Origin of the sequence: Neptunitalea lumnitzerae (assembly GCF_027924185.1) — a bacterium.
Classification (GTDB): Bacteria; Bacteroidota; Bacteroidia; order Flavobacteriales; family Flavobacteriaceae; genus Neptunitalea; species Neptunitalea lumnitzerae.
The window spans coordinates 357,494-369,789 of the sequence record NZ_BRVO01000002.1 but is presented as its reverse complement, the minus strand read 5'-3'; the positions used below and the strand labels follow the sequence as shown (position 1 = coordinate 369,789).

11 protein-coding genes are annotated in these 12,296 nt (G+C 38.5%); 5 read left to right on the top strand and 6 right to left on the bottom strand.

The window, feature by feature from the left end:
* Positions 1–98: 98 nt before the first annotated feature.
* The 5 genes from Y10_RS09095 (at position 99) to Y10_RS09075 (ending at position 3,572) form a co-directional block, all read left to right on the top strand.
* The gene (locus Y10_RS09095) at positions 99–491 is read left to right on the top strand and encodes an OsmC family protein (protein ID WP_281765072.1); all 393 of its coding nucleotides are present in this window, start codon (positions 99–101) and stop codon (positions 489–491) included.
* A gap of 62 nt (positions 492–553) precedes the next feature.
* Positions 554–871, top strand: a complete 318-nt coding sequence (locus tag Y10_RS09090; protein WP_281765071.1) for a thioredoxin family protein — start codon at positions 554–556, stop codon at positions 869–871.
* Entirely contained in the window at positions 871–1,806 is a 936-nt protein-coding gene (gene trxB, locus Y10_RS09085) for a thioredoxin-disulfide reductase (RefSeq protein ID WP_281765070.1), read from the top strand. Before Y10_RS09090 ends, trxB begins: the two co-directional genes overlap by 1 nt.
* Before the next feature lie 37 nt (positions 1,807–1,843).
* Complete coding sequence (locus Y10_RS09080; RefSeq protein ID WP_281765069.1) at positions 1,844–2,200, top strand: carboxymuconolactone decarboxylase family protein; 357 nt, start codon at positions 1,844–1,846, stop codon at positions 2,198–2,200.
* Between the two features lie 259 nt (positions 2,201–2,459).
* Entirely contained in the window at positions 2,460–3,572 is a 1,113-nt protein-coding gene (locus Y10_RS09075) for a sensor histidine kinase family protein (protein ID WP_281765068.1), read from the top strand.
* Positions 3,573–3,856: 284 nt separating this feature from the next.
* On the opposite strand, the gene Y10_RS09065 is transcribed toward Y10_RS09075, so the two are convergent.
* The 6 genes from Y10_RS09065 to Y10_RS09040 all read right to left on the bottom strand — a co-directional run bounded on the left by Y10_RS09065 (position 3,857) and on the right by Y10_RS09040 (position 12,193).
* On the bottom strand, positions 3,857–4,813 hold the full coding sequence (locus Y10_RS09065) for a Fic family protein (protein WP_281765067.1): 957 nt from the start codon (positions 4,811–4,813) through the stop codon (positions 3,857–3,859).
* Positions 4,814–4,887: 74 nt separating this feature from the next.
* On the bottom strand, positions 4,888–5,925 hold the full coding sequence (locus Y10_RS09060) for an adenylate/guanylate cyclase domain-containing protein (RefSeq protein ID WP_281765066.1): 1,038 nt from the start codon (positions 5,923–5,925) through the stop codon (positions 4,888–4,890).
* Positions 5,926–5,991: 66 nt separating this feature from the next.
* Complete coding sequence (locus Y10_RS09055; RefSeq protein WP_281765065.1) at positions 5,992–6,354, bottom strand: hypothetical protein; 363 nt, start codon at positions 6,352–6,354, stop codon at positions 5,992–5,994.
* A 125-nt stretch (positions 6,355–6,479) separates the two neighbouring features.
* Positions 6,480–7,895, bottom strand: coding sequence for an efflux transporter outer membrane subunit (locus Y10_RS09050; RefSeq protein WP_281765064.1), 1,416 nt, complete (start codon positions 7,893–7,895; stop codon positions 6,480–6,482).
* A 2-nt stretch (positions 7,896–7,897) separates the two neighbouring features.
* Positions 7,898–11,038, bottom strand: a complete 3,141-nt coding sequence (locus tag Y10_RS09045) for an efflux RND transporter permease subunit (protein ID WP_281765063.1) — start codon at positions 11,036–11,038, stop codon at positions 7,898–7,900.
* Positions 11,039–11,047: 9 nt separating this feature from the next.
* Positions 11,048–12,193, bottom strand: coding sequence for an efflux RND transporter periplasmic adaptor subunit (locus tag Y10_RS09040; protein WP_281765062.1), 1,146 nt, complete (start codon positions 12,191–12,193; stop codon positions 11,048–11,050).
* Positions 12,194–12,296: the final 103 nt, after the last annotated feature.

The window sequence follows — 12,296 nt, the reverse complement described above, 5'->3', positions numbered from 1 at the left end:
ACCAACCTCCTATTTAGAACAGCATTACCACGATTTGTATCATATGGGTAACGCTACTGTACCCTACTTTTGTCATGTAATAAAAAAATACTTAACACATGTCAAAAGTGATTGCTATCGATTATCAGGGAAAATACCAATCTGCTACAGAAACGTATTTTAATCAAGAACCTCCGGTTACTGTAAATGCAACGCGCTTTACCCCTGTAGACCTATTAGCTGCTGCCTACGGTAGCTGTTTAATGGCTACTATAGATTTTGCTACCAAAAAGGCAGGCTTTCAAGCGGGTGTTGTCCGTAGTGAAGTCACATATGAAATGGCAGCAGACGGGTTAAGTGTAGGGGCCTATACAATCAAAATTTACTTTAGTGAAGCGCATACTAATGCTCAAAAAGAAACGATAGCAGCTGCTACCAAAGAGCTATGTCATGTAGGAAACACCATCAATCCTGCAATCACCAAAACTATTGAGTTGGTGTATGAACCTTAATTAATAGCGCAGAACGTTTATATCACTCATTTTCAAAACCATCATTAAAAAATCATCTACTAATGGCGTATACAGATCAATTTAAAGGAAAAAAACAACCCATACTTATTCAATTTTATGCAGACTGGTGTCCCCCATGTCGCATGTTAAGTCCTATTGTAAAAGAAGTTGCCGAAACTTATGCAGATCAAATTACCGTTGAACAAATCAATGTAGATACCAATCAAGACATTGCCGCTGAATTTGGCGTACGTTCCATCCCGGCCATGTTTGTATTGCAAGAAACCAACATAGCCTGGCAGCATGTAGGGTATATGCCCTTATCAGAGTTAACCAGGTCCATAGAACATAGTACCCATATAACTTTAACCAGGTCTTAATGGAAATTGTAGATTGTTTAATTATAGGGTCTGGACCCGCAGGGTATACAGCCGCCATCTATGCAGCACGTGCAAATATGAACCCTGTTATGTACCGTGGAATGCAACCGGGGGGCCAATTAACCACTACCAATGACGTAGAAAATTTCCCTGGATATCCTGAAGGTATTACCGGGCCAGAGCTGATGTTACAATTAGAACAGCAAGCCAAACGCTTTGCTGCAGATATCAGAGATGGTTGGGTGACAAAAGTTGATTTCTCAGGACCTACCCATAAAATATGGATCAATCATGGAGAAAAAGAAATCCATGCCAAGTCAGTAATTATCTGTACAGGAGCCTCAGCTAAATATTTAGGCCTTCCCTCAGAGCAACACTATTTAAAAATTGGTGGAGGTGTATCTGCATGTGCTGTTTGTGACGGATTCTTCTATAAAAACCAAGAGGTGGTCATTGTAGGAGCTGGCGATTCTGCTTGTGAAGAGGCACATTACCTGTCTAAACTTTGTAAAAAAGTAACCATGTTGGTACGAAAAGACGAGTTCCGTGCTTCCAAAATTATGGCAGAACGGGTACAGCAAACAGAAAATATCGAAATTCTTTTCAATACAGAAACAATAGAAGTACTTGGAGACAACCAATTGGTAAGCGCTATCAAAGTGAAAAACAAGGTTACCGGAATGCATACAGAAATACCCGCCACCGGATTCTTTGTAGCCATTGGTCATCAACCAAACACAGATTTGTTTGCAGCGTATCTTGATCTGGATGAGACCGGATACATCATCAACCAACCAGGTTCTGGAAAAACCAATGTAGCAGGTGTATTTGTAGGAGGTGATGCAGCAGATCACCAGTACAGACAAGCCATTACCGCAGCCGGATCGGGCTGTATGGCGGCCTTAGACGCTGAACGCTACTTGGCTACCTTTTAAAAGCATTTATAAATTTAATATAGAAATTATTCAAATTATGAGCATTAAAGCAGATTACAACCAAAGCTTAGCTGAATTACCTGAGATTTATCCGCACTTATCTAACAACGTACCGGAGGTGTTTAAAACCTTTGCCAGTTTACAAAAGGTTACCCTAAAAGAAGGTGCTTTAGATAAAAAAACAAAAGAACTAATTGCTTCTGCATTAGCAGTAGCAGCTCGTTGTGAAGGTTGTATTACCGTACATGTACATGATTGTGTAAAACTAGGGTGTACTTTGGAAGAATTCTCAGAAATGATAGGCGTAGCTATTTTAATGGGGGGTGGACCTTCTCATTTCTATGGTGCTAAAGCTTTGCAAGCATTTGAAACCTTTCAACAAAAATATCAATAGTTGTTCCCCTCAAACTCATTATTGATCTATACAAGAGACCGTTATAAGCGGTCTCTTCCCTTTAGCATTCAATGCATACATTGTTCTGTTATCGAAAAAACAAACACTTAACTACCTAACTAACAACTCCATTATAAATAAAAACGTTCGCCATGAATCTTATATCATGATACGAAGTCGTACTCTTCATTGCTAACTATTGCAGTTGTTAACTCCTTTTTCTATATTTAGCTTTCATACGGATCCCAAATCCATACTTATGAAAGCACCTACCTACAGTATGTATAACCCGCTGTCATTAGAGACGGCAACCATCAGTGAACTCCAAGAGCTTACTGAACTAACAGCATTGTTTTTAGACAAATCACAGGCTATTATTACTTTTTTTGATACAAGCTTTCCTTGTGGTTATCTAACAATCTCAAAAGTTCCCGTAACCCAACAACAACAAGAGCTATTACAACTGTTTTTTAATAGGCAACCTTCAAACGACATTCTATACGTTCCAAATCTCCATACGGAAAATCCATTAGATACAAAAAATCACTCCGTATGCGATCCCCCTATCGGGTTCTTTGCTTCAGCTCCTTTAGTATTACCCAACGGAACCCTTGTTGGTACTTTGGCAGTGTTAGATACACATCCTGCTACACTTTCTAAAAATCAACAAAAAGCACTTGAAAAACAAGCCTATAAAGTCATGCAATATGTTACCTGTAAAAATCGTATCGCTGAAGAACAAAATAACATTCGCAAAATAGCACAACAAATTCCTTCAGTAATGTTTCAGTTAAGGCGAACACCCGAAGGAAACTATTCTTATGATTTTTTTCATCCTGGTAAGTATGAGCTTCCTACTGAGATCACGCTCTTAGAACTCAAAAAAAATCCACTTCTGGGGTTTGATTTGGTACATGAAAAAGACAAAGAAAAATTTATGACTTCTCTTGTAGAATCTGCAGAACAACTCACGCCCTGGAGTACCAGCTATCGCTTACAAAATGACTCACAAGTTTGGCATACCGTAAATGCACTACCTGAACTTCAACATAACAAGGATATTGTATGGTATGGCCTTTATCAAGATGTTTCTCATCAAATTTTATATGATAAAGTTATGAAGCAAATAACCTTTGACATTTCGCATATCCTAAGACGACCAGTGACTACTTTAATGGGAATGGTTCATCTTCTGAAAAACGACACCCTTACCTGCCCTAAAAAATCCAAGGAATACATAACTCATATCGAACAGATCGCTGAAGAACTTAACGGTTATACAACAGAATTACACGACATATATTACCATAAAAAAACAATTGATCAATCGAGAATGTTCGATGGTACCCCACGAAAAAATAATGCATACTAAAAGCTATAGTACTATAGAATATAGAATGTTATATAAAAAAACCCTGCCAATGGCAGGGTCTAACTAACTTTACTATAGAAAAAAATTACTTGGTATATTTTTTTGTTCGTTCATCATGAATCACACCTTCCCAATCTAATCCGTAGCCAAAATCATACTGATGCCCTTCAGAATCCTAATATGGAATCATATCAAATGGAACATCTTCTTGTTGTGTTTCCACCGTTTCCATATTTGCAGGTATTTGTACAGGTAATAAACCAGATGGTGTTGCTTTATTTCTTTTAAACGAACTTATACTTAGTCAATCTTTTATCACCAGATTTAAGTAAAACACCACTAACCACTGCATTCTTCAAATCTCTACTTGCTGTCGCTAAAGAAATATCTTTATTGTAACGCAGGTAATCTTGGCGAGAAAACTCAGCATCCCCTATATAATCCTTAAATAAGCTCATCCGATCTTCATTGGTAGACGTAAAATTCTGAGTAGCTAATAAATCACTCAAAGCTTGCTGAATAATTTCTAACATGAATTCTATAAAACTTGTAGATGATCCTTCATTATCTGATTTACCTAACACATGATAATACTCCTGTTGTCTTTCTTTCACCAAAGACTCAATAGGTAAAAATTCAAATACCTTTGAATACTCTTTTAAAATCATGGTTTGCCAAAGTCTCCCCATACGTCCGTTACCATCCGTAAACGGATGAATGAATTCAAACTCATAATGAAAAACACAGCTTTTAATAAGTACTAAATCCGCATCTGTTTTTAAGTACTCAAATAAATCATTCATTAACCCTCTCACCATATTCCCGGGAGGTGCTATGTGTGCAATAGCTTCTCCTTTCATAATCTCTACAGCACCTTTACGAAGTTCACCAGGATGACCAACCAAACCATTCATCAGTATCTTATGGGCTTCGCACATAGAAGTGAGTTCATATACTTTTAACGTATCTATTTGAGCATATACTTTTATGGCATTTTTAACCTCAATGATATCCTTTTGAGGTGCCAGCACCCGTTTATTATTTAATAAATCAGTGATTTGCTCAATGGTAAGCGTATTTCCTTCAATCTCAAGTGAGGATTGAATGGTCTTTATCCTGTTTCGCTTTCGAAGTTCCGTAGGCGGCTTGATTAATCGAGCAGCTTTCACTTCCCCTATTTGCTCTGAAATAGCGGCGACTAACCTTAGTATTTTGCTTGTTATGGTATAAGGTGGTTTCACTTGATACTATCATTTGATAGTATCAAAGATACTGATAAAGTTTCATTCAAAAATCTCAGGAAGAAATTCCGCTACTACCCCTTCACACTATACAAGGTAATTTCTTTACGCTTTCCTTGCAAAATCACTTCTTTTATCTCTCGATATTGATAGGTAGTCTTTGTTATTTCCATAGCCTGATATACCTCCTTTGAGACCATCAATCCTACCTGATAATCTTTACAAAGTGCTTGCATGCGTGCCGTGGTATTTAATACATCTCCATGAAAAGCCAATTCCTTTTTTAAATCTCCCACCAATGCCATGGTTACTTTTCCTTGATGAATCGCAGCGCTAAAAGAAGGAGCCCATCCGTATTTCTCTGTAAAAGAATGCTCAGCTTCCAAAAGCATACGACTAAAATCAAAGTACAAATCCACACATTTTTCCATTTGAAAGTTAGAAGTTAATTTCCAGGTTATTACGGCTTCATCACCAACATATTGATAAATCTCCGCATCATATTTCAATAACAGAGACGATAACTTTTGAAAACACTCCTGCAGTAAAGTACTAAATTGAACATGTCCCATGGCTTCTGCCATAGTAGTAGAAGACACCATATCTAAGAACATAAATACCCGATCTTCTTCTTGAGGTTTATAGTATTTATCCTGCATGATATAAGAAAAATAAGCAGGCCCCATGTTTTTTCGAACTAAAAGCAAAAAATCTGCAAAACTATTGATAAGTAAGCATCCCAAAAACATCAATGCGATTTCATCATTAACTAAGGGAATATGAACCTCTTTAGTCTCGGGTACCAACCATATACCTATACCGTAAACAATCACAAGGTATGACATACTAAATATAACCACAAAGCAGGCTAGCCGAATTCCCATATCCTTTAACAAGGAAGCGGAAGCAAACCATTTCGGATATCCGTATAAATGTACCAGTGCCATCAAACTGCCAAACATAGCACTAAAGACAAACGATAATATATAAATAAGTTCTTTACTTAACGAATGAAAACCATAATACCATTGCAAATAAGATACTTGCACATCTTGGTATTTAATCATGGTAAGGCACATTGTTGACATAATCCATACTCCAAGTATCATCATAAAATCAGTACGTCGATATCGTTTGATTAAGCTCATTTCACCTTTAATTTTAAAGCATATTTAATCCTATAATTCTATTCCCTGGAAATCATCCAAGAGACTAGGTAATTTCATCATACGCCAATGACCTTGTATCTTACGCCAATGATGACAATAATAAAAAGGAGCCACAACACGTTGTCCTCCTTCCATAATTTGATAACGAATTCCGCGCATTTCACTAATAGCCTTATCCGATTGAATACACATCCAAATGGATTTAATCTCATGTTTTACCTGATGATTTAAAATAGAATTTTCCTTCCTTTTTTTCATAATAACCTCCTGAGTGATTCCTCTATTTAGGGGACAATCAGGTTGATACGTTATAAATAATTGGGTACGTATTTGATTTCTATCTGATAAATGTTCTTTTTCTAAAACCTTCATATATGATGTATTGAAATGTACATACAAAATCAGGTAGTCGTTAAACTACCTGATTCACAACAAAAACTCAATAAACGGAGCAACAATTTACCGTTTACAATATATATAAGGGGGAACATATCATGCTATTCAATACCTCCTCCTAGCGCTCTATACAATTCACTAAACGCATTTAATTGATCCAATTGAATGGAGATCTGCTCCAAATCATTCTGAAGTTTACTATTCTGAGCGGTTATTACATCTAAATACGTTACCATTCCATTATTGAATAATTTCACGGCATCCGTGCTTGCTTTTTCTAAAGCAGTTCCTTTTTCAGTAACCAATTCCATTCGTTTTGAACTTCCTTCAATAGTTGCCAAGGCATCCGATACTTCTCCTACAGCGGTCATAAACGTCTGTTGAAATTCAATCGCAGCTTTCTGTTGATCCAATAAAGCCGACTTATACGCTGCTTTCAATTTCCCTCCTTGAAATAGCGGAGCCGCAATGCTTGCCGCCACCATCTTTGTAATGGATCCCGGCATATCAAACCACGTATCAAATTGGTAACTATTCAAACCATATTGAGGTGCAATGGTTAAACTAGGATACATCGCTGCCTTTTGCAATCCTGTTTGAGCATTAGCCGCCATATAACTAAATTCAGCTGCTCTAACATCAGGACGTCTACTTAATAATACTGATGGAACTACTACAGGAACTTCCTCTGGAAATACTTCCGCTAAAGAATTAGCACGTACAATTGCCTGAGGAAAACGCCCAAGTAATATATTCAAGGCATTTTCCTGTATTGTAATGTTCTGTTCATATAAAGGAATTAACAGTTCAGCTGTTTTCTGCTGCGCTTTGGCTTGTGCTACGGCTACAGCATTTATTTGTCCTGACTCAAATTGCAACTCCATCATGGCTAAAGTACATTTGCTCAGTTCATCATTTTCCTTAGCAATACGTAACTGCGCATCCAAGGCTATGAGCTGATAATACCCTTGAGCTACTTGTGTAATCAAGCGAGTTTTAACGGCTACCCAATTAGCACGTGTTGCCATATAATTGGCATTAGAAGCCGCTTTTTGTAGCGAAAACTTTCCCCATAGCGGTACCTCCCAAGACAAATTACCAGATACAGCATAATCATCTATATATTTGGTTCCTATAAACTCCTCTGTTAAAGAACCATTCAAACTATTTTTTGAAGGCCAAGTTCGGTTTCCGGAAGCTGCTATAGAAATCGATGGCAAAATGGATTTCTTGGCATTCTTTAAACTCAGCTCTGCTTGTGCTACACTTTTTAAGGCGGTATTAAAATCTGCATTACGTACCAAAGCAGTATCAATTAATGCGATTAACTTTGGATCCTTAAAGAATGTTTTCCAAGGTAATTGAATACTATCTGCTGTTAATGCTACCTCTGTAGCTCCATAAAAGGTATCAGGAGTATCTATTTCTGGACGTTCATATTTTTTGCCTACCGAACAAGAAATTAGTACACCACTACTGAAACACCCAAGTATTAAAATTTTATATGCTTTTCTCATCTTTACTGATTTTTTATAGTGGTATTTGTACTTGGCTTTCCGGAGATCAATTCTTGCAGGTATTGAAACAGTACATACAATATCGGAATCACAAAAATCCCTAAGACCACACCGCTTAACATTCCCATAGCGGTACTCACACTGATGGATTTATTACCCGTTGCCATACCTCCTTTAGCTAGCATCAATGGAATCATTCCCACAATAAAAGCGAGCGAGGTCATAATAATAGGACGCAAACGCGCCTTTGCACCTTCCATCGCAGCTTCTACAATAGACAAACCGGCTTGTCTTCGTTGTACTGCAAACTCCACAATCAAAATGGCATTTTTTGCCAACAATCCTATCAGCATGATAAGCCCTACCTGCACATAAATATTATTGTCCAAACCAATGGCTTTAATAGCCATATAAGCTCCCACAATCCCTGTAGGAATAGATAATAATACCGCTAGTGGCAATACATAACTCTCATATTGTGCCGATAACAACAGGTATACGAACAATAAGCTCAGTCCTAAAATTAGCATCGTTTGATTTCCGGCACTTTTTTCTTCCAAACTTAAGCCCGTCCATTCATAACTATAATCAGACGGTAAATCAGCTAACACTTTTTCAATATTCCCCATCAGTTCTCCATTACTCACTCCAGGTAAAGGCATCACATTAATCGAAAGCGCATTGTATAAATTGTAACGCGTCACCGATTCGGGACCATACACCTTTTGTAAGGTTACCAAACTGTTTACCGGAATCATATCCCCTGCATCGCTGCGTACATACACTTCTTTAAAATCTTCTTGGCTTTTACGATACGTTCCATCAGCTTTGATATTCACACGGTAAAATTTACCGAAACGAGAAAAGTTCAACGATTGGTCTCCAGAAAAATACACTTGAATGGTATTGAGCAATCCGGATACACTTACCCCTAACTGTTTCGCCTTATCTTCATCCACTTCCAATTCCAACTGTGGAAAATCGGCTCGAAACATAGTATATGCATATTGTACTCCCGGAGTTTTCATCAAAGCTCCTATAAGCTCATCTGCTTTTTGCTTAAGTACCGCAGGTTCTCTACCCATACGATCCTGAAGCATAAACTCTGCACCGCTGGTCACTCCATATCCCATTACCGGAGGCATTCGAAACGCCATTACGGTTCCTTCTTTTACAGCAGAGAGTTGTTGGTTTACAATGGCCATGATTTCTTCTATATCTTGAATTGCTCCCCGCTCTTCTACTGGTTTCAAACTCACAAACCCCATGGCATAAGAGGCTCCTGAACTGTTATTTAATAGGTTAAACCCGGAAATAGACGTATTTTCTTTAACAGCATCAATTCCGGAAAGAATGGTATTTATTTTTTCTGCTGTTTCATTAGTAGGGCTTAAAGCTGTTCCCGGAGGCATACTCAACGAGTACATGAATAAGCCATCATCTTCCATCGGTACAAAACTTTTAGGCGTACTCAATAAGGAATAGCCAGCCACTCCAAACACTCCTAAAATAAGCACCAACGCTACCCAACGTCTCTTTAATAAAAAGCGAACTCCTTTGGTATAGCGGTTGGTTAAATTCCCAAAGCCTGCATTGAAAGCTGTGGCAAATCGTTTGCCAAAACTACTTTTACCTGGTTCGTCATGACTATGATTCTTTAACAATACTGCACACAAAGCTGGTGTTAACGTTAAGGCATTCACCGCCGAAATGATAATAGCAATGGCCAAGGTATATGCAAACTGTTCAAAAAAGATACCCGCAGACCCCGTCATAAATCCAATAGGGATAAACACCGCAGACATTACCAGCGTAATGGAAATTACCGCTCCGGTGATCTCACTCATCGCACTATGCGTAGCTTCTTTGGGAGAAATATCACTTTCTTCCATTTTACTGTGCACTGCCTCTACCACTACAATGGCATCATCTACCACAATACCAATGGCCAATACCAAAGCAAATAAGGTTAATACATTAATGGTAAAGCCAAACACCAATAAAAAGAAAAAGGTTCCTATAATGGCTACTGGTACCGCAATTGCTGGGATTAAGGTAGATCTAAAATCCTGTAAAAAGATAAATACCACAATAAACACCAAGATAAACGCCTCAATTAAGGTTGATTGTACCTGATGTATGGATGCATCTAACATTTCTTTGGTACTCACTACTTTGGAATAAGCTATGTCTGGAGGAAAACGCTTCGACATGGTTTCCAAAGCTTCATTCACTCCTATTTCAATATCGTTGGCATTCGATCCCGTATTTTGCATGATGGCAATGGTTACCGCACTACGACCATTGGAAAAGTTATTTCCACTATACGAAATGGTTCCAAATTCAACACGAGCTACATCTTTTAAACGAACGATTTGTACCCCATCGTTTTTCACCACCATATCTTCATATTGTAGTGGCTTATTCTTTTTCCCTTTATATCGAATCACATATTCTAAACTGGCATTGGATTCTTTACCTATTGATCCAGGAGCCGATTCTACACTTTGGTCTGCAATGGCCGCTGAAATATCTGCAGGTACCAAACCGAAAGAAGCCATTTTGGTTGGATTCAACCAAATACGCATGGAGTAATCCTTACTACCAAATACTTGTGCCTGCCCTACTCCCGGAATTCGTTTGATCTCAGGAAGCAAGTTGATATTAGCATAGTTTTGTAGAAATTTTTCATCGTACTTACTATTGTGTTCCGTAAATAGGTTAAACACCACAATCATACTGTTCTGTTGCTTGGAGGTGGTAAGTCCCATCTCCGTTACTTCAGACGGTAATATTGGCGTGGCTTGTTGCACTCTATTTTGTACGTTTACCGCAGCCTGATCTGGATTAACCCCCTGTTTAAATACAATGGAAATAGAAAAGGTACCGTCATTACTAGCTGTAGATTTGATGTACTGCATGTTCTCTACCCCATTGATTTGTTCTTCCAAAGGGGTTACTACCGAACGTAATACCGTTTCACTATTCCCTCCGGGATAGGATCCACTTACCATAACGGTAGGCGGTGATATATCTGGAAATTTTGTAATGGATAATCGGGTTAATCCTATGACTCCTAAGATGACAATAATCAAGGAGATTACGGTGGCCAATACCGGCCTATCTATGATTTTCTTAAGCATGCTAATGAATTACTTTTGTGGTTGAGTGCTTTCCGTACTAGGAGCAACGGATATTCCATCTGCCAATCGGTCGATTGGGTTTAAGGCTATCACAGCACCATTTTGAATTCCTGAAGCAATAAAATAGCTCTCATCTGAGGCTCCGGAGAACGTAACCTCGGTCATTTTTGCCTTTTGCTCTTTTGTTACCTGATACACAAAGAACTTATCTTGAATATCTTTCACTGCAATTTTAGGTACTTCCAACACATTAGATTCTTTGTAATGCAATACCACTCTTCCGGTTCCTCCGGAGCGCAATAACTTGTCAGGATTCGGGAACACCGCTTTCATAGACATACTTGCCGTTGCAGTGTTAAAATTACCACTGGCCTCTAATAAGGTACCTGTATGTTTGTATACAGACCCATCGGGTAATTCTAATGTTACATTTTTGGTAATATCAGGATAGGATGCTTTTTTCTTTTCATAGGCCAAGAAATCGGCCTCGCTCATGGAAAAATACACAAACACCTGATCTATCTTCGCGAGTTGTGTTAAGGGTTCTGTATCAGTGCTCGATACTAAATTTCCCAAACGATTTGGAATGCGCCCGATATAACCACTAAAAGGTGCTTTAATTTCGGTATAGTCTTGATTAATTTGTGAAGAGCCTAAATTGGCTTTCGCCTGTGCTACTTGTGCTTTGGCACTTTCATAATTGGACTCCGCCGTTTCCAATTGCACTTGAGATACCACTCCGCCTGCTACTAAAGATTCTAATTTCTGTACTTCCAATTGAGCTGCCTTTTCGGCTGCCTCCGCTGCCTTTAACGCCGCATCACTATTTTGTACCTGTTCTCGGTATACATCATCACGAATCCCAAAAAGCGCCTGTCCTTTTTCTACATAACTCCCTTCCTGTACATAAATTTTATCCAAATACCCAATCACTTGCGGACGAATACTTACATTTTCAACCCCTTCAACAGTTCCTGGAAAAGACCAGGTTAAGTCTACCGTAGCTGCCTTCAATGTTTGAACATCCACAGGTGTAGCCGGCAGGTTCATGGCAGCATTTGCAGCCGTATCCGAATGACAACTTCCCAAAACAAAGGCACCTGCCAAACCGATACTACAGGTTACTAAATGCGTTACTTTTACGATTCTCTTCATTTCAAATTCATTTGATTTAATAGCAAAGTAACACACACCTGTGCGCGTAGCGGAAAAAAATACATTCAACCGTAGATATTCAACTTTGAATCGTAGCTAGCGG